Origin of the sequence: Enterobacter cloacae subsp. cloacae ATCC 13047 (assembly GCF_000025565.1) — a bacterium.
Taxonomy (GTDB): Bacteria; Pseudomonadota; Gammaproteobacteria; order Enterobacterales; family Enterobacteriaceae; genus Enterobacter; species Enterobacter cloacae.
In genome coordinates, this window is record NC_014121.1 from 849,372 (window position 1) to 874,813 (window position 25,442).

Genomic DNA, 25,442 nt, shown 5'->3' on the forward strand with positions numbered 1-25,442 from the left:
TGTGCTCCGTTTACTGATGCGTCACAACGATAAGACGCAGGGCATCCAGACGCCAGCTTGCCTGATTCAGGCTTTCCAGCACCTGCTGACGGTTGCTCTCAATCGCGGTCAGTTCGTCATCACGGATGTTTGGGTTCACCGCTTTTAACGCTTCCAGACGAGACAGCTCTGCAGCCAGTTTCTCATCGGCTTCCTCGCGAGCGGCATCAATCAGCGTCCTGGCCGCTTTTTCGATCTGCGTTTCACCCAACTGCAGAATGGCGTGCACGTCCTGTTGTACGGCGTTGACCAGTTTGCTGCCCGTGTGGCGGTTTACTGCGCTCAGCTGGCGGTTGAAACTCTCGAATTCAACCTGTGCAGCCAGGTTGGTGCCGTTTTTATCCAGCAGCAGACGCACTGGCGTTGGCGGCAGGAAGCGGGTGAGCTGCAGCTGTTTCGGCGCTTGCGCTTCCACAACATAGATCAGCTCAACCAGCAGCGTACCAACGGGTAATGCTTTGTTTTTCAACAGGGAAATCGTGCTGCTACCCGTGTCGCCGGAAAGGATCAGGTCGAGGCCGTTGCGGATCAACGGGTGTTCCCAGGTGATGAACTGCGCGTCTTCGCGAGACAGCGCCACGTCACGCTCAAAGGTAATGGTGCAACCATCCTCTGGAAGACCCGGGAAATCCGGAACCAGCATATGATCGGATGGGGTCAGCACGATCATGTTCTCGCCGCGATCGTCCTGGTTAATCCCGACGATGTCGAACAGGTTCATGGCGAAGCTGATCAGGCTGGTGTCGTCATCCTGCTCTTCAATGCTTTCGGCAAGCGCCTGCGCTTTTTCGCCACCGTTGGAGTGGATTTCCAGCAGGCGGTCACGTCCCTGCTCCAGCTGCGCTTTCAGAGCCTCATGCTTTTCGCGACAGGATTTGATCAGCTCATCAAAACCGTCCGTATTTTCCGGCGCTGCCAGGTAACCGATCAGATCCGTATGCACCTGATCGTAAATGGTGCGTCCCGTCGGACAGGTATGTTCGAACGCGTCCAGACCTTCGTGGAACCAGCGTACCAGCACCGACTGAGCGGTTTTTTCCAGGTAAGGGACGTGGATCTGAATATCATGCGCCTGACCGATACGGTCCAGACGGCCGATACGCTGTTCCAGCAGGTCGGGGTTGAACGGCAGATCGAACATCACCAGGTTGCTGGCGAACTGGAAGTTACGCCCTTCAGAACCGATTTCAGAGCACAGCAGAACCTGTGCGCCGCTGTCTTCTTCACTGAACCAGGCCGCGGCGCGGTCACGCTCGACAATGGACATCCCCTCGTGGAACACGGCGGCTCGAATACCTTCGCGCTCGCGCAGAACCTGCTCCAGCTGCAGCGCGGTGGCCGCCTTGGCGCAGATCACCAGCACTTTCTGTGAACGATGAGCCGTTAAGTAACCCATCAGCCATTCAACACGCGGGTCGAAGTTCCACCAGGTTCCGGTATCGCCTTCAAATTCCTGATAAATCTGCTCCGGGTAGAGCATGTCGCGCGCACGTTCTTCCTGGCTTTTGCGCGCCCCCATAATGCCGGAGACTTTTATTGCCGTCTGATACTGCGTCGGCAGCGGCAGCTTGATGGTATGCAGTTCGCGTTTCGGGAAGCCCTTCACGCCGTTACGGGTGTTACGGAACAGCACGCGGCTGGTGCCGTGGCGGTCCATCAGCATATCGATCAGCTCTTTACGCGCGGATCCAGCGTTGTCGCTGTCACTGTTGGCTGCCTGCAGCAGCGGCTCAATATCCTGTTCGCCAATCAGATCGCTCAGGGTGTTGAGTTCGTCATTCGAGAGGCGTTTGCCCGCCAGCAGCATGGCGACAGCATCGGCAACCGGGCGGTAATTATTCTGTTCTTCGACAAACTGCTCAAAGTCATGGAAGCGGTTTGGATCGAGCAGGCGCAGACGGGCGAAGTGGCTCTCCAGCCCCAGCTGCTCCGGCGTTGCGGTCAGCAGCAGGACGCCCGGCACGCGCTCGGCAAGCTGTTCAATCGCCATGTATTCACGGCTCGGTGCCTCTTCGCTCCAGACCAGGTGGTGCGCTTCGTCGACCACCAGCAGATCCCACTCTGCGTCGCACAGATGCTCAAGACGCTGCTTGCTGCGGCGCACGAAGTCCAGGGAGCAGATGACCAGTTGTTCGGTTTCAAACGGGTTGTCTGCGTCATGCTGGGCTTCGGCGTAGCGCTCGTCGTCAAACAGCGAGAAACGAAGGTTAAAGCGGCGCAGCATCTCAACCAGCCACTGGTGTTGCAGCGTTTCCGGTACCACGATCAGCACGCGCTCGGCGGCGCCAGAGAGCAGTTGTTGATGCAGGATCATACCGGCTTCAATGGTTTTACCGAGGCCCACTTCGTCTGCCAGCAGTACGCGAGGCGCATGACGACGGCCAACGTCATGGGCGATATTCAGCTGATGAGGGATCAGGCTGGTGCGTTGACCACGCAGGCCGCTCCACGGCATGCGGTACTGTTCACTCTGGAATTTACGTGCGCGATAGCGCAGGGAGAAGCGATCCATACGGTCGATTTGCCCGGCAAACAGGCGATCCTGCGGCTTGCTGAAAACCAGTTTGCTGTCGAGCAGCACTTCACGCAGGATGACATTGCTCTCGTCAGTGTCGAGGCGAGTCCCAATGTAGGCGAGCAGACCATTCTCTTCTTTTACGTCTTCAACCTTAAGCTGCCAGCCGTCGTGGCTGGTCACGGTGTCACCTGGATTGAACATCACGCGGGTAACAGGGGAGTCATTGCGAGCGTACAGGCGGTTTTCACCGGTAGCAGGGAAAAGGAGGGTGACCATGCGTGCATCGACTGCAACCACGGTTCCCAATCCAAGTTCGCTTTCTGTATCGCTGATCCAGCGTTGACCAAGTGTAAAAGGCATATATGTTCGGCTCTAATCTTTAATTGCAGGCAATAGTTCAACCACAGTCAAAAAAGACGGTCATCGAAAAATGGGTCCGGGAGTGGAAAGGGCGCTATGGTACTGGATGGCAGCGATTTCGTCACGTGTCAAAATAGGCCAAGTTGCCCTGTCACTAGTGTAGCAAAATCGTCGTCAATGAACGGCAAAATTCCATCCGCGACGGGCTGAAGCTGGCGCGTCAGGTAGTGGTCGTAGTCCAGCGCAGAGTGTTGATAATCCACGGGCTCTGGCCCGTTTGTCGTCCAGACATACTTAATGGTGCCCCGGTTCTGATACTGCGGGGCGCGCCCCCGACGGACGTTCTCTTCATCCGCCAGACGCGCGGCGCGGACGTGTGGCGGAACGTTACGCTGATACTCGGCCAGCGGGCGGCGCAGGCGTTTGCGATACACCAGCTGGTTGTCGAGCTCGCCAGCCATCAGGCTGGCTATCGTCTCGCGGACGTAGTCCTGATAAGGCTCATTACGAAAGATCCGCAGATAGAGCGTTTGCTGGAACTGCTGAGCCAGCGGAGTCCAGTCTGTGCGTACCGTCTCCAGCCCTTTAAACACCATGCGTTGCTTTTCACCTTCCTGAATCAGTCCGGCGTAGCGTTTCTTGCTGCCCTGAGCGGTTCCACGGATAGTGGGCATTAAAAAGCGGCTGAAATGGGTTTCATACTCCAGCTCTAACGCACTGGTTAACCGCTCTTTTTGCAAATGCGCTTGCCACCAGTCGTTCACGAAGGCGACCAGCTGTTTGCCAATTCGCGCGGCTTCCTCTTCGGCGTGCGCGCCTTTCAACCAGACGAAGGTGGAGTCGGTATCGCCATAGATCACTTCATAGCCCTGGGATTCGATCAGCGCCTTTGTCTGGCGCATGATCTCATGCCCGCGCATGGTAATAGACGAGGCGAGACGCGGGTCGAAGAAGCGACAGGCGCTGGTGCCCAGCACACCGTAAAAGGCATTCATGATAATTTTCAGCGCCTGAGAAAGCGGCTTGTTGCCGTGGCGCTTGGCCTCGTCGCGCCCGTGCCAGATCTGTCCCACGATCTCCGGCAGGCAGTGTTTCTCCCGTGAGAAACGCGCCCCCAGAAACCCGTCGGTGCTGTGCATATCGTCCGGCTGCGCCATCCCCTCTACCAGCCCCACCGGATCAATCAAAAAGGTGCGGATAATCGAGGGGTAGAGGCTTTTGTAGTCCAGTACCAGCACGGAGTCATACAGTCCCGGCCGGGAATCCATCACGTAGCCGCCAGGGCTTGCCTGCGGCGGCACGTCCCCCAGGTTCGGTGCGACGTAGCCTGCCCGGTGCATGCGGGGAAAGTACAGATGGCTGAATGCCGCCACGGAACCGCCGTGCCGATCAGCGGCAAGACCATTTACTGTGGCGCGTTCCAGCAGAAAAGGCATGATCTCGGTTTTGTGGAAAATCTGCGTAACCAGCTCACAATCTTTCAGGTTATAGGTGGCAAGTGCCGGTTTGTCTTCGTTGAAGCGGCGGTCGATCTCATCCATTCGGTCCCACGGGTTATCGATGGATTTCCCTTCCCCCAGCAGCTCCTGCGCCACTGCCTCCAGCGAGAAGGAAGAAAAATTCCAGAATGCGGATTTCAGCGCCTCGATGCCGTCGATAATCAGGCGACCGTTGGCCTGCGCGAAGAAGACGCCGTTTTTGAAACCGTGCTCGCGCCATTCCAGTTCGCTATGACCCCGCCCAAGCATGAGCGGGATGCGGTAACGCTCGGCGTGTTTTTGCAGTACCCGCAGGTCGAACTGCACCACGTTCCAGCCGATCAGGACATCGGGATCGCGATCGGCAAACCACTGGTTCAGTTTTTCCAGCAGCTGTGGCCGACTGTTGACGTACTCCAGCCGGAAGTCCAGCGCGGAGGCATCGCCATTCGGTGGCCCGAGCATATAGACAACCCGGTCGCCGCAGCCTTCAAGACCAATACAGTACAGTTCACCGTGACGGGTGGTTTCGATGTCCAGTGAGACCCATTTCAACGGCGGACGGTAGTGCGGGTTGGGTTTCAGGCGGGCGTTAATCAGCCCGCCGTTGTGCGCTGTGCCATCAACCCAGACAGGGGCGGTAATAAACCGCTCCATCAGAAAACGTTCCGGGGGACGAATATCGGCCTCGTACAGGGTGACGCCCGCCTCGCGCAGCAGTTTTTCATAGCGCATCAACTGGCGATGGGCGCGACAATAGAGACCGTAAACCGGCTGGCGATGGAAATCTTTTAGCTCAAGTGGCGTGATGCGCCAGTTGTTTTCACCGCGCAGTAGCTGCTTTGCTTTGTCGATGTGGGCTTCAGGAATAAATGCCACGGACTCCTGTGGCGGCAGGGTAACGCGCAGCGGGCCGTTGTCCGTCGCCAGCCAGAACTCCACCTCTGTTCCCTGAGGCGTATCCCGCCAGTGTCGGGTCAGTAAAAAACCTTCTTGCGCCTGCGTCACGCCGTTATCCCATAAAACAAAACCAGGCCTGATTATAGCCTGGTTAGCGGTTTTATGCTGGGTTTATATACAGTTTATTGCCCGTAATAGGCTTTTGCACCGTGCTTGCGCAGGTAGTGTTTGTCCAGCAGCGTCTGTTGCATATCCGGCAACTGTGGTGCCAGTTGACGACAGAAGATGCCCATATAGGCCACCTCTTCCAGCACAATCGCGTTATGCACTGCATCTTCCGCATTTTTGCCCCACGCAAACGGGCCGTGAGAATGCACCAGCACCCCGGGCATCTGTGCTGCGTCGATTCCCTGTTTTTCAAAGGTTTCGACAATCACATTGCCGGTTTCCCACTCGTACTCGCCGTTGATTTCCGCATCGGTCATCAGGCGGGTGCAGGGGATGGTGCCGTAAAAGTAGTCTGCGTGCGTGGTACCGGTAGCCGGGATGGACTGGCCTGCCTGCGCCCAGATAGTCGCATGACGCGAGTGGGTATGCACAATGCCGCCGATGGTCGGAAATGCCTGATACAGCAGGCGATGGGTGGGGGTATCGGAGGAGGGTTTTTTCTTCCCTTCCACCACTTCACCGGTTGCAATGCTGACCACAACCATATCGTCAGCTGTCATCACCGTATAATCCACGCCGGAAGGCTTGATGACGAACACCCCTTTTTCGCGGTCAACGGCGCTGACGTTGCCCCAGGTTAGGGTCACCAGATTATGTTTAGGCAGCGCCAGGTTGGCTTCGAGTACCTGGCGTTTGAGATCTTCTAGCATTGTTGTCTCCCGCCGGATGGCGCTTTGCTTATCCGGCCTACACAATCGTAGGCCCGGTAAACGCAGTGCCACCGGGCACGTCGTACTTAACGTTTCGAACCGTAATAGACTTCATTCCAGCGCAGCGCGTCTTTAAACGCGGGCAGGCGGGTATCGTTATCGATCACGGTCAGTTCGATGTCGTGCAGTTCAGCGAACTGACGCATATCGTTGAGATCCAGCGCGTGACTGAAGACGGTATGGTGCGCGCCACCGGCGACGATCCAGGCTTCGGAGGCGGTTGGCAGATCGGGCTGCGCTTTCCACAGGGCGTTGGCGACCGGCAGTTTTGGCAGCGCGTGTGGCGTTTCAACCGCATCCACACAGTTCACCAGCAGGCGGAAACGATCGCCCAGGTCGATCAGGCTGGCGTTGATGGCCGGGCCGGTACGGGTGTTGAAGATTAAACGTGCCGGATCCGCTTTACCGCCAATGCCGAGGTGCTGCACGTCGAGGATCGGTTTCTCTTCAACGGCAATGGACGGGCACACTTCCAGCATGTGTGAACCGAGTACCAGGTCGTTGCCATTTTCGAAGTGGTAGGTGTAGTCCTCCATAAAGGAGGTGCCGCCCTGCAGACCGGTTGACATCACTTTCATGATGCGAAGCAGAGCGGCAGTTTTCCAGTCGCCTTCGCCCGCGAAGCCGTAGCCCTGCTGCATCAGACGTTGGACTGCCAAACCCGGCAGTTGTTTCAGACCATGGAGATCTTCAAATGTCGTGGTAAAGGCGTGGAAGCCACCCTGTTCCAGGAAGCGTTTCATCCCCAGTTCAATGCGCGCCGCGTCCAGCACGTTCTGGCGTTTGTCACCCTTCACCTGCGCCGCTGCAGTGAGGCGGTAGCTGCTTTCGTATTCGTCGACCAGCGCGCTCACGTCGCCATCGCCGATCTCATTGACGACCTGCACCAGGTCACCCACGGCCCAGGTGTTCACGGAAAAACCGAACTTGATCTGCGCGGCAACTTTATCACCGTCGGTGACTGCCACTTCACGCATGTTGTCGCCAAATCGCACCACTTTCAGATGGCGGGTATCCTGTTTGGAAACGGCCTGACGCATCCAGGAGCCGATGCGTTTCTGCGCATGTTGATCCTGCCAGTGTCCGGTCACTACGGCGTGCTGCTGACGCATACGGGCGCCGATGAAGCCGAACTCACGGCCGCCGTGTGCGGTCTGGTTCAGGTTCATAAAGTCCATATCAATGCTGTCCCATGGCAGGGAGGCGTTGAACTGGGTATGGAACTGCAGCAGCGGTTTGTTGAGGATAGACAGACCGTTGATCCACATTTTTGCGGGTGAGAAGGTGTGCAGCCACACCACCAGACCCGCGCATTTATCGTCGTAGTTTGCGTCACGGCAGATATGGGTGATCTCATCCGGCGTCGTGCCCAGCGGCTTCAGCACCAGTTTACATGGCAGTTTGGCCTCAGCATTCAGCGCGTTCACGACGTGTTCCGCATGTTTCGTCACCTGCTGCAACGCTTGCGGTCCGTACAAATGCTGGCTGCCAATCACAAACCACACTTCATAATTATTAAAAATGGTCATCGTCGTGTCCTTAATGGGTCAGGGTTGCCGTCGTGTCCGCGGTGTGTTTTGACGGGGCGGCGACAGGGAGATAGTGAAGTTCGGCGCTTTTTGCCCATTGCTGGTAGCGCTGATAAAGCTGTTCAAAGCGTTGCGCCTGTTGAGCACGCGGCTGAAGGGTGTTTTCGACCGCGCTTGCCATATGCTGCTGTGCAGCCGGAATATCGGCGTGAACGCCCGCGGCAACGGCGGCGAAAATGGCCGCGCCCAGCGCGCAGCATTGATCGGATGCGACAATCTGCAGCGGACGGTTCAGCACGTCGCAGCAGGCCTGCATGATCACCGGGTTTTTACGGGCGATACCGCCCAGCGCCATGACGTTATTGACGTCGATGCCCTGTTCGGTGAAGCACTCCATAATCGCGCGGGCACCAAAGGCGGTGGCTGCAATCAGGCCGCCAAACAGGGCCGGGGCATCGGTCGCCAGATTGAGATCGGTGATAACACCTTTAAGACGCTGGTTGGCAAATGGCGTACGGCGGCCGTTGAACCAGTCGAGCACCACCGGCAGGTGTTCAAGAGACGGATTTTTCGCCCATGCGGCGGTGAGCTGGGGCAGCAGCTGTTTCTTACTTTCGGCAATCTGGGTTTTCAGTTCCGGGTGCGCGGTCGCCAGCTGGTCCAGCGGCCAGCCCAGTACCCGACCAAACCAGGCGTAAATATCGCCAAACGCAGACTGCCCGGCTTCCAGACCGATAAAGTCCGGCACCACGCTGCCGTCGACCTGTCCGCAGATACCTTTCACTGCGCGGTCACCGACGCTGGCCTTATCCGCCGTCAGGATGTCGCAGGTGGAGGTGCCGATCACTTTCACCAGCGTATTGGGTTGGGCGCCAGCGCCCACCGCGCCCATATGGCAGTCAAACGCACCGCCGGAGATTGCCACGTTTTGCGGCAGGCCCAGGCGTGTTGCCCACTCTTCGCAGAGCGTGCCCACCGGAATATCGGCGGTAAAGGTGTCGGTAAAGAGCGGGTACTTCAGGCTCTTGTTGATAATCGGATCGAGTTCATCGAAGAAGGCTGCCGGTGGCAGACCGCCCCAGCTTTCATGCCATAGGGATTTATGCCCGGCGCTGCAGCGGCCGCGGCGAATATCCTGCGGGCGGGTGGTACCTGAGAGCAGGGCAGGAACCCAGTCACACAGTTCAATCCACGATGCGGCTGCCTGTGCAACCGCTGCGTCAGCGCGGGTGACATGCAGGATCTTGGCCCAGAACCATTCACTGGAATAAATTCCGCCGATGTAGCGCGAATAGTCGGTTTTGCCCGGCTGGTGGCACAACCGGGTGATGGCTTCGGCCTCTTCGACGGCGGTATGGTCTTTCCACAGCACAAACATGGCGTTCGGGTTGTCGGCGAACTCAGGACGTAGCGCGAGCACCCGGCCTTCCGCATCCACTGGCGCGGGGGTAGAACCGGTGCTGTCTACGCCGATCCCAACTACCTCTGCACGCTGGGCGTCAGTCAGTTCTGCCAGCACGGTTTTGATTGCCGCTTCCATCGACTCGATGTAGTCGCGTGGATGGTGACGGAACTGGTTGTTTGGCGCATCGCAGTAGCGCCCCTCTTGCCAGCGTGGGTACCACTCAACGCTGGTTGCTATCTCCTGGCCGGACGTACAGTCCACTGCCAGGGCGCGAACCGAGTCGCTGCCAAAATCGAGGCCAATCGCAATTGCCATGGTGTTGCTCCATCAGAAAACAGGTATGAGAGAACATTAGAGACTGGGGGCGAAAATCGTCAGGCAGGATCCGCTAATCTTATGGACTAAATTGCTGTTGAGATGGAAAGTGTGACGCCGTGCAAATATTCAATGTGGACATTTCTGCCGCACTTATAGACACTTTTGTTACTGCTTATCTGCCCACTCTGGCGGAGAAATCAGGGGGGAAGGCTGAAACATGGCGGACGTAAAAGAGACGTGATGCTTTTTGGATCTCGTCGCAGGCCATTTTTATACGGCTTTTAACGATATGGACAATTGGTTTCCTTCAGTACCGTTGGGAGAACTGAATCTATGGCCGAAACGCAAAACGATCCCTTACTGCCGGGTTATTCGTTTAACGCCCACCTGGTGGCGGGGCTGACCCCTATCGAGGCTGAGGGATATCTCGATTTTTACGTTGACCGTCCGCTTGGGATGAAAGGGTACATTCTGAACCTGACCGTGCGTGGGGAAGGGATAATCAAAAACAACGATCAGCAGTTCGTCTGTCGTCCCGGCGATATGCTGCTGTTTCCACCTGGCGAGATCCACCATTACGGGCGTCATCCGGATGCCAAAGAGTGGTATCACCAGTGGGTCTACTTCCGCCCCCGCGCCTACTGGCAGGAGTGGCTTTCGTGGCCAGCCATTTTTGCGCACACTGGTTTTTACCGCCCGGACGACGCTCATCTTGCTCAGTTCCGCGAGCTGTTTGCCCAGATCATAGAGGCAGGGCAGGCCGGTGGGCGCTACGCTGAGCTACTGGCAATTAATTTGCTTGAACAGGTGTTACTGCGCCGGATGGAGGCGATTAACGCGTCGCTTAATCCGCCGCTGGATAACCGTGTGCGTGATGCCTGCCAGTACATCAGCGACCACCTGGCCGACAGCCAGTTTGATATCGCCAGCGTGGCCCAGCATGTCTGTCTGTCGCCGTCGCGGCTATCGCATCTGTTCCGGCAGCAGTTGGGTGTCAGCGTGCTTAGCTGGCGCGAAGATCAGCGCATCAGCCAGGCGAAACTGCTGCTCAGCACCACCCGGATGCCCATTGCCACCGTAGGGCGCAATGTGGGCTTTGAAGATCAGCTCTATTTTTCCCGCGTATTTAAAAAATGTACTGGTGCCAGCCCCAGTGAATTCCGGGCGGGATGTGAATAAACGGTAAAAAAAGATAAACAAGCAGGTGAACAACGGAAGCAACCTGTAAACTATTCAGACAATTGTTGTCTTGACGCGGTGCAGGGCGCTAAGCAGAATCCCTGATTCGTTTTCTGACCGGAATAGTTATGCAGGCATTGCTGGAACATTTTATTACCCAGTCGGTTATGTATTCGCTTATCGCCGTTGCGCTGGTGGCGTTTCTGGAATCGCTGGCGCTGGTTGGGCTGATCCTGCCTGGTACGGTGATGATGGCGGCGTTGGGCGCGTTGATTGGCAGCGGTGAGGTCAATTTCTGGCAGGCATGGCTGGCCGGTATGATCGGCTGCTTACTGGGCGACTGGATCTCCTTCTGGCTGGGCTGGCGTTTCAAGAAGCCGCTGCACCGCTGGTCTTTCATGAAGAAGAACAAAGCGTTGCTGGATAAAACTGAGCATGCGTTGCATCAGCACAGCATGTTTACGATCCTCGTCGGACGCTTTGTCGGGCCAACGCGTCCGCTGGTGCCGATGGTCGCCGGGATGCTGGATCTGCCCGTCGCAAAATTCGTTTTGCCGAACATTATCGGCTGCGTCTTCTGGCCGCCGTTCTACTTCCTGCCGGGGATCCTGGCGGGGGCGGCAATTGATATTCCAGACGATGTGCAGAGCGGTGGCTTTAAATGGTTATTGCTGGCAACAGCGCTGCTGTTATGGCTCGCTGCATGGTTGTGCTGGCGGCTATGGCGCAGCGCGAAAGCGAATGTCGATCGTCTGACGCGCTATCTGCCTCGTTCGCGCTTGCTGTGGCTGGCGCCGCTGACGCTGGGCGTTGCCGTCGTGGCGCTGATCGCACTGATTCGCCATCCGCTGATGCCGGTGTACGGTGAGATCCTGTTGAAGGTGGTCAGCCGTTAAGGATCCCCAGCAGGTGCGACGCGCTTGCTTTGCCACTCATCAACTCTTCGGTTTCACCCTCCCACACGATACGACCCTCCGCGATCACCACCGATCGCGGGGCGATGCGTGCGGCATCTTCAATACTGTGTGACACCATCAGCATCGTCAGCTGCTGACGCTGGCAGACCTCCTGTACCAGGGCGAGCATCTCCTGGCGCAGCGCGGGATCGAGTGCAGAGAAGGGCTCATCCAGCAGCAGTATCGGCTGCTCGCGAACCAGACAGCGAGCCAGCGCCACGCGCTGACGTTGTCCGCCAGAGAGCTCTCCGGGGAGCCGGTCAATAAACGTGGTGATGCCCATCTGCCCGGCAATCTTTTCCAGCTTCTGGCGCTGCGCGTCGTTCAGTTTCAGCCCCGGATCCATACCCAGCGCGATGTTTTGCCGCACCATCAGATGGGTGAACAGGTTATTTTCCTGGAACAGCATCGAGACCGGACGCCTGGCGGGCGGGGTGTAGGTATGGTCGTTGTTTTCAATGATTATCGACCCGCTTGCCGGTTGCAGAAAACCGGCAATCAGATTGAGTAAGGTACTTTTCCCTGCCCCGCTTGGGCCAAGCACGGCAATCATCTCACCCGGGCGTACCGACAGGCTGAAACGCATAGGCAGGTGTTGGTAGAGCCAGGTGACATCAGTCAGTTTTAACATTGCGCCCCGGAAGTTTTTCGATAACGGTAAATAAGGCGAAGCACAGCAACAGCAGCAACAGCGCCGTGACGGCCCCCTCCTGACTGCGGTAGGAGCCGATCTGCTGATACAACCAGTATGGCAGCGTGCGGAAATCTTCATTGCCAAAGAGCGCCACCACACCAAAGTCACCAATGGAGAGCACACAAGCGAAGGCCAGCGCCTGAGCAAGCGGGCGTTTCAGCGCGCGCAGTTCAACCACCTTTAACCGGCGCCAGCCCTGTATACCAAGCGACTGACACAGCAAAGCGTAACGGCTGTTGACGTCGCGCATGGGGTTTTCCAGCACCTTCAGCGCATAGGGAATGGCCATCAGGGCGTTGGTAAAAATCACAATTCCGTCGGCGCTTTCCGGCAGACCAACCGTACTGTTGAACAATAAAAAGAAGCCGGTTGCCAGGACGATGCCCGGCATTGCGAGGATTAACATCCCCGTCAGCTCCAGCGCTTGTCCGGCTTTGCGCGCCTGGCGAGCATAAAGTTCGCGACTGCTCCACAGCAGCATCATGGTCAGCACGACACACAATAGCCCGGCAGCCAGTGCGATGCGCAAGGATGTCCAGGTCGCCTGCCAGAGGACGGGCTGTTGCAACACGGAGACGAGGTTAAGGTTAACGCCATCGACGATAACGGCCATCAGCGGCGGCAGAAGCAACAGCAGGGCCAGTACGATCAACATCACATCCGCGATTCGGCTGTGCAGGCTGTCCTGTGGATCGCGCCAGCCTGTAATCTGATGACTGCCCGGTGGAATGGCTTTGCTCAGACGCTGACTCAGCAGGACCAGCACAAGACAGCACAGCATCTGCACCAGAGCCAGAAGCGCAGCGCGGCCGGGGTCGTAGTCGTAACTCAGCGCCTGGTAAATCGCCAGTTCGATGGTGGTCGCCTGTGGTCCACCACCAAGAGAAAGCACGGTGGCGAAACTGGCAAAACAGAGCATGAAGATCAGCGCCGCAACCGGAGGGATTTGACGGCGCAGCCATGGCCATTCGACAAAGCGGAAGAATGACCAGCCGCGCATACCCAGCTGTGCTGCAAGCTGACGCTGCTCGCCGGGGATAGCCGCCAGCGCCTGTAAAAAAAGCCGGGTCGCCATGGGCATGTTGAAAAAGATGTGCGCCAGCAGAATACCTTTGAGTCCGTAAGGGGAGAAGGTCCACTCCAGACCAAGCAGGTTAAAGAGGGCGGCCAGCCAGCCCTGACGACCATACACGCTCAGGATCCCAAATACCGCCACCAGGACGGGCAGGATCAGCGTCATGGCACACAGTCTCAACAGCGCCTCCCTGCCGGGGAAGCGTCTGCGGTAGAGCGCCCGCGCAAGAAAAATGGCCGGGATCACCGACAGCAGGGCAGAGAGAAACGCCTGCCAGAAAGAGAACCGGATGACGTGCCAGAGATAGCTGTCGTGCCAGAGAGAGAGCAGATCACTCTCTGGCGCGTTAAACCACAATGCCAGAAAAGCACCCAGACTGACCGCCACCATCACTACAGCGGCGAGCAGTCCGGGAAATAACCAGCCGGGAATTAGCGGCTGACGGCGCGTTGCCATTCACTTACCCATGCTGCTCGCTGCGCGGCGACCTGCTGCGGCGTAAACTCCAGCGAGGTTTGCGGTTTGGTCAGTTGCTCAAAGCCCGCAGGTAGCGTCACGTTGGTCACCGGATACATCCAGTTACCCGTAGGGATCGCATTCTGGAACGCCGGGGAGACCATGAATTTCAGAAACTTCTCGGCCAGTTCCGGCTGCTTGCTGGCGGCAGTGCGGGCAGCCACTTCCACCTGCAGATAATGACCTTCAGCGAAATCAGCGGCGGCGTAGTTGTCTTTCTTCTCGGCGATAATGTGATAAGCCGGGGAGGTGGTGTAGCTCAGCACCAGGTCGCTCTCCCCTTTCAGGAACAGGCCATAGGCTTCGCTCCAGCCTTTGGTGACGGTCACGGTTTTGGCGGCCAGCTTCTGCCACGCCTCCGGCGTTTTATCACCGTATACCTTCTGCATCCACAGCAGCAGGCCCAGACCCGGTGTGCTGGTGCGCGGATCTTCATAAATCACGCGCCATTTCTGGTCGCTTTCCACCAGCTCCTTCAGGCTTTTCGGCGGGTTCTTCAGCTTGTTTTTGTCATAAACAAACGCAAAATATCCGTAATCGAACGGCACAAAGGTGTCGTTTTTCCAGCCGCCCGGCACGTTAACCGCATCTGCCGCTACGCCGCTTTTGGCGAACAGTTTCGTTTGCGAGGCCGCATCCAGCAGGTTGTTATCCAGGCCGAGTACCACGTCGGCCTTGCTGTTTTTACCTTCCATACGCAGACGGTTAAGCAGCGAGACGCCATCTTCCAGCGCCACGAATTTCAGTTCGCAGTTGCAGTCGGCTTCAAAGGCTTTTTTGACGACCGGGCCTGGGCCCCAGTCGGCAGAAAAGGAGTCGTAGGTGTAGACCGTCAGGACGGGTTTTGCGAAAGCAGGCAGCGCAAACAGCGCCAGCAGGGGAAGCACTTTTTTTAACACTTTGCACCTCAAGGTTGAGTGGCAAAGGATTTTGAGCGACAGCCTCAAATCCCTTCGCCGGCGTTATCCGGATCAGGTTCGACGGGTATTATCTCAGCGCACATCAGTGATGCAGCACCCCGTTGAGAACGGCGCTATTGTAATGATTTGGCGAATATTACGAAAGTGTTATGGCTCTGGTGGCGCAAACCAGGCGGATTTAAAATCAAACCAGCCCAGCGTATTCATCCGTAACCCCCGCATACTGCGCTGGCCCTGGATCATCAGCCAGTGGTGGATCAGCGGCACGATTGCCTGTTCGGCCAGCAGCGCCTGACACCAGGTGGCCAGGTTCATCTCACCCGCGCGCCACTGCGCCGCATCCTGCTGCCAGTCCCGATCGATACAGTGCTGGATCAGCGGGACTTCATACAGGTGTGAGAAGAGCGAGAAATCGAGCGGCAGGGTGAAGTTGGCGCTGTTCAGCCAGATATCGCTGGTCAGTTCCCCCTGGTGCCATTCGTCATAGTCCACTTCCCTGATGTCCAGCCGGACGCCTTCTGCGGCCAGCAGTCTGGTCATGATCCTGGCAATAAAACGGTGCTCCACATGCTCGCGGTAGTAGGTCAGGGTGACAGACTCCAGCCCTGCCGGTTTGTCACAGTGGGCAGGTCGGGCATGATGCCAGCGAGGAAGCAACCCGTACGCCGGAAACCAGTACGTCTGATACTGTTCTTCCGCATGGTAAATCAGATTGGAGGGAGATAAGACGTGGCTGATCCATTTGCGTACCGCCTGATTGGCCCCGCGGTGGGTGCGGCTGTCAAACAGCAGGTAGTAGCAGCCCTCCTCAAGGCGGCTTTCCACCGCCTTTTCGCCTGTTGTGGGGCCTTCAAGCGTCAGCCCGGCGCTGAGCTCTTCATTGAGATCCGGTAATACCCAGACGTTCACTTCGTCGATCAGCGCCCGGTAGCCAAAATAGTCATCAAACGCGCGAATTTTCAGCTGGTTATTGGTGTTACGCGACACGGCATAGGGCCCGGTGCCAATGGGCTGGCTGGCAAAATTGTGCAGCGATTCCCACTCTCCTGGCAAAATCATTGATGGGACATACCCCAGCAGCCAGGGGAGCCATTTATCCGGCTGAGACAGTTCAATATCCAGCGTCCAGGCGGTGGGGGAGTGAACGCGCGAGATATGCGAATAAAGCGGAAGCTTGCGGGCACGTTCCAGTGAGGCGATGACATCGCGCATTTCCAGCTCGCGGCCGTGGTGAAAGTGGATGCCGGGACGTAAGAAAAAGCGCCAGTGACGTGGGGAGAGTTGCTGCCAGTGGTGCGCAATATCAGCTTCCAGTTCCCCGTTTTCCTCATTTATTCGCGTCAGGCCGCTGAATATTTGTCGCGCCATATGGGTTTCTGAGCGGCGCAAGGCCGTGCCGGGGAGCAGATTCTTCATCGGGCGATAGTAGAGCACCCGCAGAATGTGGCGGCCCTGACGAAAACTCCGCCCAAGATGGGAGACCAGCATCTGACGCACTGCGGCTTTATCGCCAACCAGTTGCACCAGCTGATCGATTCTGTCCTGTTCCAGCAGGTCTTCCGCTCGCTGTTGCTGCAAGGCCAGCCCGGTATAGAGAAAGGTCAGGCGTGAGCGTTTGCCGCGTCCCGCTTCGGCTTCCCAGTTTAACCAGCCCTGTTGCTGCATGGTGTTAAGCAGCGTGCGCATATGACGTCGGGAGCAGTTAAGGAGTTCAGCCAGTTCGTTAAGCGTGGTCTCCTGCGATTGCCCTTCGCAGCACTGCCAGAGGCGGATGAATTGTTGTTGCAGACGACCAGAAGGCATAAAAGGGGAACTCCTGACAAAAAATCAGCAATTTATTAATCCCTATATTAAGCCAATAATGATTCCCGATGAAGTGAGGAGGTACATTATGAAGAGGTCTACCGCACGTCAGTTTTATCAGCAGTACTTTTCAGCGACAAAAGGAACGTCCTGGCTGGCCCGTCAGTGTGCTGAGCAACGGCTGAAAATGTTAGAAGAACTGATGCAGTGGGACGTTACGAAACCGACCTCTTCTCGCTAACTCGCCTCGATCATGTGTGACTGAGTATTGGTGCTTATCACCCGCCAGCAAAATGTTTTTTGCTGGCTTTTTTCGTTTATTCTTTCACCCAATTTCGATTCGCTTTCACAAGGACTTGCAGATGCTCTGGTTAATGACGATGGGGCGACGCCTGAACGGCGTGTATGCCGCTTTTATGCTGGTGGCCTTTATGATGGGCGTGGCGGGGGCGCTGCAGGCACCGACGCTGAGTCTTTTTCTCAGCCGGGAGGTGGGGGCGCAGCCGTTTTGGGTCGGCCTGTTTTATACCGTGAACGCCATCGCCGGGATCCTGGTGAGCCTGGGGCTGGCGAAACGATCCGACAGTCAGGGCGATCGCCGCAAGTTGATCCTCTTTTGTTGCGCCATGGCCGTGGGTAACGCGTTGCTGTTTGCCTTTAATCGTCACTACCTGACGCTGATCACCTGCGGCGTGCTGTTGGCCTCACTGGCGAACACAGCCATGCCGCAGCTGTTCGCGCTGGCCCGGGAATATGCCGACAACTCGGCGCGGGAAGTGGTGATGTTTAGCTCGGTGATGCGTGCGCAGCTCTCTCTTGCATGGGTCATTGGTCCGCCGTTGGCCTTTATGCTGGCGTTGAATTACGGTTTTACCGCCATGTTTTCCATCGCTGCGGGGATTTTTGCCATTAGCCTGGCACTGATTGCCTTCGTGCTGCCGTCAGTGGCGCGTGTCGAACAGACAGCGGATAAACCCATTACTCAGGTGAGCGGCTGGCAGGATAAAAACGTCCGTATGCTGTTTATCGCCTCCACGCTGATGTGGACCTGCAACACCATGTATATCATCGATATGCCGCTGTGGATCAGCAGCGATCTGGGTCTGCCGGATAAGCTCGCGGGGATCTTAATGGGGACGGCCGCCGGGCTGGAAATTCCGGCGATGATTCTGGCGGGATACTACGTCAAACATCTCGGGAAACGCCGGATGATGCTGATAGCCGTAGCGGCCGGAGTGCTTTTCTACCTGGGGCTGATTTTCTTCCATTCACGAGAGGCGTTGCTGGCGCTGCAGCTGTTTAATGCTGTGTTTATCGGGATCGTGGCCGGGATAGGGATGCTCTGGTTCCAGGATTTAATGCCCGGGCGGGCGGGGTCGGCGACCACACTCTTTACCAACAGTATCTCTACGGGGGTAATTCTGGCGGGGGTGATTCAGGGGGCGTTGTCGCAAAGCTATGGACATGGGTCGGTGTACTGGATGATTGCACTAACGTCGATTGTCACGCTGATGCTGACCTGGCGCGTAAAAGACGTCTGATTCTGGAAGGTGCCTTCACGAAATGAAACGATTTTCTGACAGAGTTTAAGAAGACACATAGAGTGCGTGGCGGGTGCTTGAGGCTGTTTGCCTCAGGCTTTCGCAAGAGGCAAACAGTGGAGAGTCCCACATCAAAAAACTGATGGGGAGACAAACTTCACAACCAACATTGCGAGGTTAGTCTCTTCATTGCCGAAAAGCAATAAGGAGGCTGGAATGCCAAAACGTACTCTGCTGTTAGGTTTGTTTCTGATCTGTACAACGCTGTTGATCTTCACCTGGATGGTGCGTGATTCACTGTGTGAACTGCATTTCAGACAGGAGAAAACCGAGCTGGCAGCAGTGTTGGCTTACGAAGCAAAACGTTAGCGGTATGGGCGGGGAAAGTTCCCCGCCTCTCCAGAGTGGTTGAGCCTCAACGCACCCTTATCAATGGCCCGCATCGTGCGGGCCATTGCCTTTAGCCCATAAACGCAGGCTGTTTTTTCTCGTACGCGGAGATGGCGTCTTCATGCTGAAGCGTCAGGCCAATGCTGTCCAGACCGTTCAGCATGCAGTGGCGACGAAAGGCATCGATGCTGAAGCTGTAGGTTTTATCTCCGGCTTTCACCACTTCCGCTTCCAGATCCACTTCAAACGACATGCCCGGATTTGCCTTAACCAGCGCGAACAATTCATCCACTTGCTCGTCACTCAGCGTCACCGGCAGCAGCTGGTTGTTAAAGCTGTTGCCGTAGAAGATATCCGCAAAGCTCGGGGCGATCACCACTTTAAAGCCGTAGTCGGTCAGCGCCCATGGTGCGTGCTCACGTGAGGAGCCGCAGCCAAAGTTTTCCCGTGCCAGCAGAATGGAGGCGCCTTTATATTCCGGGAAATTCAGCACAAATTCCGGGTCAGGTACCTGGCCTTTATCATCCAGAAAACGCCAGTCGTTAAACAGATGAGCACCAAATCCGGTGCGGGTGACCTTCTGCAAAAATTGCTTCGGGATGATCGCATCGGTATCGACGTTAGCGGCGTCCAGAGGGACAACCCGGCCTGTATGTTGGGTAAATTTCTCTGCCATGATTGTCTCCTTATTTCAGGCTGCGAATATCGGCGAAATGGCCGGTAACTGCCGCAGCGGCGGCCATCGCCGGGCTGACCAGGTGGGTGCGTCCACCGCGGCCCTGACGACCTTCAAAGTTACGGTTACTGGTGGAGGCACAACGTTCGCCCGGATTCAGGCGGTCATTGTTCATGGCCAGACACATGGAGCAGCCAGGCAAGCGCCACTCGAAGCCTGCTTCGATAAAGATCTTATCCAGGCCTTCGGCTTCCGCCTGCGCTTTTACCGGACCAGAGCCTGGTACAACCAGCGCCTGTACGCCGGGTGCCACTTTACGGCCTTTGGCGATCTCCGCCGCAGCGCGTAAATCTTCGATACGCGAGTTGGTGCAGGAGCCGATAAAGACTTTGTCGATGGTCACATCGGTCAACGGCACACCGGGTTTCAGACCCATATACGCCAGCGCTTTTTCAGCACTGGCGCGTTCGACCGGATCGGTAAATGAGGCCGGATCGGGAATGGTGTCATTCACGGAAATGACCTGACCCGGATTGGTTCCCCAGGTCACCTGCGGGGCAATCTCCTCCGCCTGCAGGGTAACAACGGTATCAAAAACCGCGTCATCATCGGTTTTCAGGGTTTTCCAGTACGCGACGGCGTCAGCGTAATCCTGACCTTTTGGTGCGTGCAGACGCCCTTTTACATAGTTGAAGGTGGTTTCATCCGGTGCCACCAGGCCTGCTTTGGCCCCCATCTCGATGGCCATATTGCACAGAGTCATACGACCTTCCATGCTCAGCGCCTGAATAGCGTCACCGCAGAACTCAACAACGTGCCCGGTGCCGCCGGCACTGCCCGTTTTACCGATGATGGCCAGCACGATGTCTTTCGCGGTGATCCCCGGCGCGGCTTTGCCTTTCACTTCAATCTTCATGGTTTTGGCTCGGCCCTGTTTAAGGGTCTGCGTAGCCAGAACATGCTCAACTTCAGAGGTGCCAATACCGAAGGCCAGTGCACCAAACGCGCCGTGCGTTGCGGTATGGGAGTCGCCGCAGACGATGGTCATGCCGGGCAGGGTGATCCCCTGCTCAGGTCCCATCACGTGAACGATACCCTGATACGGATGGTTCAGATCGTAGAGCTCGACGCCAAACTCGTTACAGTTCTTGATCAACTCCTGCATCTGGATACGCGCCATTTCGCCCGACGCATTGATATCTTTGGTCTGGGTGGAAACGTTGTGATCCATTGTCGCGAAGGTTTTACCCGGCTGACGTACCGGGCGTTTGTGCGCACGCAGCCCATCAAATGCCTGTGGGGAGGTCACTTCGTGTACCAGATGCCTGTCGATATAGAGCAGCGGGGTTTCGTTTGGTGCCTCATAGACAACGTGTGCATCAAACAATTTTTCATATAACGTCTTCGCCATGATTACACCCCTTCAGCGACATAGCGGGCAATGATGTCGCCCATTTCATCGGTACTGACTGCCGCCGTGCCGCGTGCTAAATCACCGGTACGGACGCCTTCTTCTAACGCGCGATTAATGGCGTTCTCAATTGCGGTTGCCGCATCGCCTGCATCCAGGCTGTAGCGCAGCAGCAGAGCCAGGGAGAGGATCTGCGCAATCGGGTTAGCAATGTTTTTACCTGCGATATCCGGCGCGGAGCCGCCAGCAGGCTCGTACAGGCCAAAGCCTTCTTCGTTCAGGCTCGCTGACGGCAGCATGCCCATGGAGCCGGTGATCATCGCGCACTCATCCGAGAGGATATCGCCGAACAGGTTGGAGCACAGCAGCACGTCAAACTGGGACGGATCTTTAATCAGCTGCATTGTCGCGTTGTCGATGTACATATGCGACAGCTCAACGTCAGGATAATGCTTAGCAACTTCGCTGACGATCTCACGCCATAAGATGGAAGACTGCAGCACATTCGCTTTGTCGATAGAGGTGACTTTATGGCGGCGTTTGCGTGCTGACTCAAAAGCGATATGGGCGATACGTTCAATTTCGAAACGGTGATAGACCTCGGTGTCGAACGCTTTTTCATGCTGACCGCTGCCTTCACGGCCTTTTGGCTGGCCGAAATAGATCCCGCCGGTCAGTTCACGCACGCACAGAATGTCGAAGCCGTTAGCGGCGATATCCGCGCGCAGCGGGCAGAACTCTTCCAGACCCTGATACAGCTTTGCCGGACGCAGGTTACTGAACAGCTTGAAATGTTTACGCAGCGGCAGCAACGCGCCGCGCTCTGGCTGCTCTGCGGGTGGCAGGTGTTCCCATTTCGGGCCACCCACGGAACCAAACAGGACGGCATCGGCGTTCTCGCAGCCCTCTACCGTTGCTTTTGGCAGCGGCGTACCGTGATTATCGATAGCAATACCGCCCACGTCGTAGTGGCTGGTGGTAATTTTCATCGCAAAACGCGAGCGAACGGCTTCCAGTACTTTCAGCGCCTGTGCCATCACTTCCGGGCCAATACCGTCACCCGGCAACACAGCAATATGGTAATTCTTCGACATTACACGGTTTCCTTGTTGTTCTCTTTATTCTGAGCTTTGCGTTGCAACTCTTTTTCGACTTCAGCGGCGCGCCAGATATTGTTCAGGACATGAACCATTGCTTTCGCAGAGGATTCGACGATATCGGTCGCCAGACCCACGCCGTGGAAGCGACGGCCGTTATAATTGACCACGATATCCACCTGACCGAGTGCATCTTTGCCATGGCCTTTGGCCGTCAGGTCATATTTGACCAGCTCCACGTCGTATTCGGTGACGCGGTTAATCGCCTGGTAGATAGCATCGACAGGACCATTGCCGTTTGCCGCTTCCGCTTTTATCTCATCCCCGCAGGCCAGCTTGATGGATGCCGTGGCGATATCGCTGGAGCCGGACTGCACGCTGAAGTAATCCAGACGGAAATGCTCTGGCTCTTCCTGCTGCTTATTAATGAAGGCCAGTGCTTCCAGGTCATAGTCGAACACCTGACCTTTTTTGTCGGCCAGCTTCAGGAACGCGTCGTACAGCTGATCCATGTTGTAATCGCTGTCCTTGTAACCCATCTCTTCCATACGATGTTTCACTGCCGCACGGCCGGAGCGGGAGGTCAGATTCAACTGAACCTGGTTCAGACCGATCGATTCCGGGGTCATGATTTCGTAGTTTTCGCGGTTTTTCAGTACGCCATCCTGGTGGATACCGGAAGAGTGCGCGAATGCGCCGGTACCGACAATCGCCTTGTTGGCGGGGATCGGCATGTTGCAAATCTGGCTGACGGTCTGGCTGGTACGCCAGATTTCATTGTGATTGATGCGGGTGTGCACGTTCATGATGTCTTTGCGCACTTTGATCGCCATGATCACTTCTTCCAGGGAACAGTTGCCTGCGCGTTCCCCGATACCGTTCATCGCACCTTCTACCTGACGGGCACCGGCGTGAACAGCGGCGATGGCGTTGCCGACGGCCAGGCCTAAATCGTCGTGGGTATGAACAGAGATAATTGCCTTATCAATGTTTGGTACACGATCATACAAGCCAGTAATGATGTTGGAGAACTCAAACGGCATGGTGTAGCCGACGGTGTCCGGGATGTTGATGGTTTTGGCCCCGGCATTAATGGCGGCTTCCACCACGCGTGCCAGATCCTCAATTGGCGTGCGGCCTGCGTCTTCACATGAGAATTCAACATCATCCGTGTAGTTGCGCGCGCGTTTGACCATGTAGACCGCGCGCTCAATCACCTCGTCGAGGGTGCTGCGCAACTTGGTGGCAATGTGCATGGGGGAGGTGGCAATAAAAGTATGAATACGGAATGCTTCAGCCACTTTCAGTGACTCGGCGGCAACGTCGATATCTTTCTCAACGCAGCGTGCCAGGCCACAGACGCGGCTGTTTTTGATGGTACGGGCGATGGTCTGTACCGATTCGAAATCACCTGGAGAAGAGACCGGGAAACCCACCTCCATCACGTCGACACCCATACGTTCGAGAGCCAGCGCAATCTGCAGCTTCTCTTTCACACTCAGGCTCGCCTGTAATGCCTGTTCACCGTCACGTAAAGTGGTATCAAAAATAATGACTTGCTGGCTCATGGGTTAGGTCCTTGTCAGTCTTAGGGCGCCTTGCTACGAGCATAAAAAAACCCGCGCAGTGGCGCGGGTTTTTAGTCTTACTGGTGACGATTCAACGCTGAATTTCGCCCGCCAGTCTACCGCGCACAGAGGATGCGTTTAGTAGTAGTAGACCAGTGAAACGAATGGTGCGAATCATGAATCGTGCTCCGTTAAATTCAATATGCTTTTAGTGGTACTGGATATGGGGGTTGATGTCAACCCCTGACAACAAAAACGACCCCGATCGCACGATGTTCCAGAGAATTTTATTTAGCTAATTGTGCTGGTTTTTATCTTTCATGCCTTTTGAAAAGTCTATTTTTGGACTGGAGATTCATCTCCGGAACGATTTAAATATAATTAGTATCAATTCAACATACGTCTGTAATGGATGAGCCCTGAGAAGAATTGTTTTTAATTTCATTGATTTATTAGTGCTGCAAATAAAAATGCAGTAAATAAAGCGTGAGCAATGATGCGAGTTTGTTAATTGTTTGGCATGGCTCACGTGAATAGTTTAATAATACTTAAGTTATCATTAACCGAAGGGCGATTGTGTATTTGTCTTGATTATGGTTTCATGCAAACCATAATGTCATTGATATCATTTATGCGGAATTTCATCTCACCATCAATGACCTGGGCGAAGTCACCCTTTTGATGATGCGCTCTTTATATTTTCCGAATTTTAAACAATTCTCTTTCGCTGGTTGTATCTGCATGGTAAATCATATTTTTCGAAATTATTACTGTAATTTGGCAAAGGGAGTTTAGCGTGACAGTGGAGCCAGGAGTGCCAGAAAATAATATTAATCAACCTCAGGGTTATAATGGGGTTAAACCTCAGTTACGCACCGTGGATCTCAATCTGTTGACCGTGTTTGACGCGGTGATGCAGGAACAGAATATCACGCGGGCAGCGCAGTCTCTGGGGATGTCGCAGCCTGCCGTCAGCAATGCGGTATCCCGGCTTAAAGTGATGTTTAATGACGAATTGTTTGTTCGTTATGGCAGGGGGATTCAACCCACGGCGCGTGCATTTCAGCTGTTTGGCTCTATCCGCCAGGCGTTACAGTTGGTGCAAAATGAGCTGCCGGGATCGGGTTTTGAGCCCTTAAGCAGTGAGCGTGTTTTCCATCTTTGTGTATGTAGCCCGTTAGATAATTATTTGACGTCCGTGATCTACAATAAAGTGGAAGAAATTGCGCCCAATATTCAACTGGTATTTAAATCTTCTCTTAATCAGAACACCGAACATCAGCTTCGGTATCAGGAAACAGAATTCGTTCTGGGATACGAAGAGTTCCGTCGTCCGGAATTTTCCTGTGTGCCTCTGTTTAAAGATGAAATGGTACTGGTCGCCAGCAAAAAACATCCACGAATGAATATGCCGCTGCGCGAAAGTGATGTTTATAACGAGCAGCATGCTGTTGTTGCCCTCGACCGATACGCCTCATTTAGTCTGCCGTGGTATGACACTGCGGATAAACAGGCGAGCGTGGCTTATCAGGGAATGGCCATGGTCAGCGTCTTAAATGTGGTTTCCCAGACCCATCTGGTCGCTATTGCCCCGCGTTGGCTGGCGGAGGAGTTTTCGGAACCCTTAAATCTGCAAATTCTGCCGTTGCCGCTCAAGCTCAATAGCCGTACCTGTTATCTTTCCTGGCATGAAGCCGCAGGCCGGGATAAAGGCCATCAGTGGATGGAAGAATTGCTTATTAGCATTTGCCGCCGATAAGTGCGTCAGGATAAATCACATCGGCGCGTGTGGTTTATCCTGCATATATTTTCATTTGCGGTATTTTGTGCTGTTGTTATTTTTTCTGGCTGCTGCCAGCCTCGCAAAAATAGATGATTTCCTGAAAGGTTGCGCTTTTCAGCGATGATTTATCACCTCACGAACGAATCACAGTGGAATTAACCATATCCTCCCTGTAACGCTGCTTTTTGTGCTTCTGACCCCGTTTGCCGCGTCCTGTTTGCTAATTGCCTGCCTCAAAACGAGCGGTTAAGGTAACGATCACTCTGCAATATATAAGATTGGTTCATCACGATCGTAAGACGGTGTGGAAATGAATTCTGCAGTCCGTCTATAACAAAATGCCTGGAG

Annotated in this window: 20 protein-coding genes and 1 riboswitch; of the genes, 6 read left to right on the plus strand and 14 right to left on the minus strand. The window is 55.6% G+C overall.

From position 1 onward, the window contains the following. Positions 1 to 10: 10 nt before the first annotated feature. The 5 genes from rapA to araB form a co-directional block, all read right to left on the minus strand. Positions 11 to 2,917, minus strand: a complete 2,907-nt coding sequence (gene rapA / locus ECL_RS04125) for an RNA polymerase-associated protein RapA (RefSeq protein WP_044158873.1) — start codon at positions 2,915 to 2,917, stop codon at positions 11 to 13. A gap of 128 nt (positions 2,918 to 3,045) precedes the next feature. Next, entirely contained in the window at positions 3,046 to 5,403 is a 2,358-nt protein-coding gene (gene polB, locus ECL_RS04130) for a DNA polymerase II (RefSeq protein WP_013095547.1), read from the minus strand. Positions 5,404 to 5,477: 74 nt separating this feature from the next. Next, the gene (gene araD, locus ECL_RS04135; protein ID WP_013095548.1) at positions 5,478 to 6,173 is read right to left on the minus strand and encodes an L-ribulose-5-phosphate 4-epimerase; all 696 of its coding nucleotides are present in this window, start codon (positions 6,171 to 6,173) and stop codon (positions 5,478 to 5,480) included. A gap of 86 nt (positions 6,174 to 6,259) precedes the next feature. Then, on the minus strand, positions 6,260 to 7,762 hold the full coding sequence (gene araA / locus ECL_RS04140) for an L-arabinose isomerase (RefSeq protein WP_013095549.1): 1,503 nt from the start codon (positions 7,760 to 7,762) through the stop codon (positions 6,260 to 6,262). 10 nt (positions 7,763 to 7,772) lie between these two features. Next, positions 7,773 to 9,482, minus strand: coding sequence for a ribulokinase (gene araB, locus ECL_RS04145; RefSeq protein ID WP_013095550.1), 1,710 nt, complete (start codon positions 9,480 to 9,482; stop codon positions 7,773 to 7,775). A 336-nt stretch (positions 9,483 to 9,818) separates the two neighbouring features. Between araB and araC the strand changes: the two genes are divergently transcribed. Continuing rightward, positions 9,819 to 10,664: an arabinose operon transcriptional regulator AraC gene (araC, locus tag ECL_RS04150; RefSeq protein ID WP_013095551.1), complete on the plus strand. Its 846-nt coding sequence runs from the start codon at positions 9,819 to 9,821 to the stop codon at positions 10,662 to 10,664. A 128-nt stretch (positions 10,665 to 10,792) separates the two neighbouring features. Then, a complete protein-coding gene (locus ECL_RS04155; protein WP_013095552.1) occupies positions 10,793 to 11,560 on the plus strand; it encodes a DedA family protein in 768 nt (255 codons plus the stop codon). On the opposite strand, the gene thiQ is transcribed toward ECL_RS04155, so the two are convergent. The 4 genes from thiQ to sgrR all read right to left on the minus strand — a co-directional run bounded on the left by thiQ (position 11,550) and on the right by sgrR (position 16,628). Then, positions 11,550 to 12,251, minus strand: coding sequence for a thiamine ABC transporter ATP-binding protein ThiQ (thiQ, locus tag ECL_RS04160; RefSeq protein WP_013095553.1), 702 nt, complete (start codon positions 12,249 to 12,251; stop codon positions 11,550 to 11,552). The genes ECL_RS04155 and thiQ overlap by 11 nt on opposite strands. Continuing rightward, positions 12,235 to 13,845 carry a thiamine/thiamine pyrophosphate ABC transporter permease ThiP gene (thiP, locus tag ECL_RS04165; protein WP_013095554.1) on the minus strand — a complete coding sequence of 537 codons (1,611 nt, stop codon included), beginning with the start codon at positions 13,843 to 13,845 and terminating at the stop codon, positions 12,235 to 12,237. The genes thiQ and thiP overlap by 17 nt, the downstream gene beginning before the upstream one ends. Further along, positions 13,821 to 14,804: a thiamine ABC transporter substrate binding subunit gene (thiB, locus tag ECL_RS04170; RefSeq protein ID WP_013095555.1), complete on the minus strand. Its 984-nt coding sequence runs from the start codon at positions 14,802 to 14,804 to the stop codon at positions 13,821 to 13,823. The genes thiP and thiB overlap by 25 nt, the downstream gene beginning before the upstream one ends. Before the next feature lie 31 nt (positions 14,805 to 14,835). Further along, a riboswitch (TPP riboswitch) is annotated at positions 14,836 to 14,936 on the minus strand. 36 nt (positions 14,937 to 14,972) lie between these two features. Beyond that, positions 14,973 to 16,628 carry an HTH-type transcriptional regulator SgrR gene (gene sgrR, locus ECL_RS04175; RefSeq protein ID WP_013095556.1) on the minus strand — a complete coding sequence of 552 codons (1,656 nt, stop codon included), beginning with the start codon at positions 16,626 to 16,628 and terminating at the stop codon, positions 14,973 to 14,975. Positions 16,629 to 16,716: 88 nt separating this feature from the next. On the opposite strand from sgrR, the gene sgrT reads away from it, so the two are divergent. The 3 genes from sgrT (at position 16,717) to ECL_RS04190 (ending at position 18,538) form a co-directional block, all read left to right on the plus strand. Continuing rightward, positions 16,717 to 16,869 carry a glucose uptake inhibitor SgrT gene (sgrT, locus tag ECL_RS04180; protein ID WP_013095557.1) on the plus strand — a complete coding sequence of 51 codons (153 nt, stop codon included), beginning with the start codon at positions 16,717 to 16,719 and terminating at the stop codon, positions 16,867 to 16,869. 121 nt (positions 16,870 to 16,990) lie between these two features. After that, positions 16,991 to 18,169 (plus strand): sugar efflux transporter, encoded by a 1,179-nt coding sequence (locus tag ECL_RS04185; protein ID WP_013095558.1) that lies wholly within the window; start codon positions 16,991 to 16,993, stop codon positions 18,167 to 18,169. 216 nt (positions 18,170 to 18,385) lie between these two features. Further along, on the plus strand, positions 18,386 to 18,538 hold the full coding sequence (locus ECL_RS04190; protein ID WP_010427008.1) for a Hok/Gef family protein: 153 nt from the start codon (positions 18,386 to 18,388) through the stop codon (positions 18,536 to 18,538). 91 nt (positions 18,539 to 18,629) lie between these two features. Here the strand turns inward: ECL_RS04190 and leuD are convergent, their stop codons facing one another. The 5 genes from leuD to leuL all read right to left on the minus strand — a co-directional run bounded on the left by leuD (position 18,630) and on the right by leuL (position 23,489). After that, positions 18,630 to 19,235, minus strand: a complete 606-nt coding sequence (leuD, locus tag ECL_RS04195; protein ID WP_013095559.1) for a 3-isopropylmalate dehydratase small subunit — start codon at positions 19,233 to 19,235, stop codon at positions 18,630 to 18,632. Positions 19,236 to 19,245: 10 nt separating this feature from the next. Further along, positions 19,246 to 20,646: a 3-isopropylmalate dehydratase large subunit gene (gene leuC / locus ECL_RS04200; RefSeq protein ID WP_013095560.1), complete on the minus strand. Its 1,401-nt coding sequence runs from the start codon at positions 20,644 to 20,646 to the stop codon at positions 19,246 to 19,248. A 2-nt stretch (positions 20,647 to 20,648) separates the two neighbouring features. Next, the gene (gene leuB / locus ECL_RS04205) at positions 20,649 to 21,740 is read right to left on the minus strand and encodes a 3-isopropylmalate dehydrogenase (RefSeq protein ID WP_013095561.1); all 1,092 of its coding nucleotides are present in this window, start codon (positions 21,738 to 21,740) and stop codon (positions 20,649 to 20,651) included. Beyond that, positions 21,740 to 23,311 (minus strand): 2-isopropylmalate synthase, encoded by a 1,572-nt coding sequence (gene leuA / locus ECL_RS04210; protein WP_013095562.1) that lies wholly within the window; start codon positions 23,309 to 23,311, stop codon positions 21,740 to 21,742. The genes leuB and leuA overlap by 1 nt, the downstream gene beginning before the upstream one ends. Before the next feature lie 91 nt (positions 23,312 to 23,402). Further along, positions 23,403 to 23,489 carry a leu operon leader peptide gene (leuL, locus tag ECL_RS27935; protein ID WP_071830037.1) on the minus strand — a complete coding sequence of 29 codons (87 nt, stop codon included), beginning with the start codon at positions 23,487 to 23,489 and terminating at the stop codon, positions 23,403 to 23,405. Between the two features lie 636 nt (positions 23,490 to 24,125). Here leuL and leuO point away from each other — a divergent pair. Continuing rightward, positions 24,126 to 25,070 (plus strand): transcriptional regulator LeuO, encoded by a 945-nt coding sequence (gene leuO, locus ECL_RS04220; RefSeq protein ID WP_013095563.1) that lies wholly within the window; start codon positions 24,126 to 24,128, stop codon positions 25,068 to 25,070. The last annotated feature ends 372 nt before the right edge of the window (positions 25,071 to 25,442 follow it).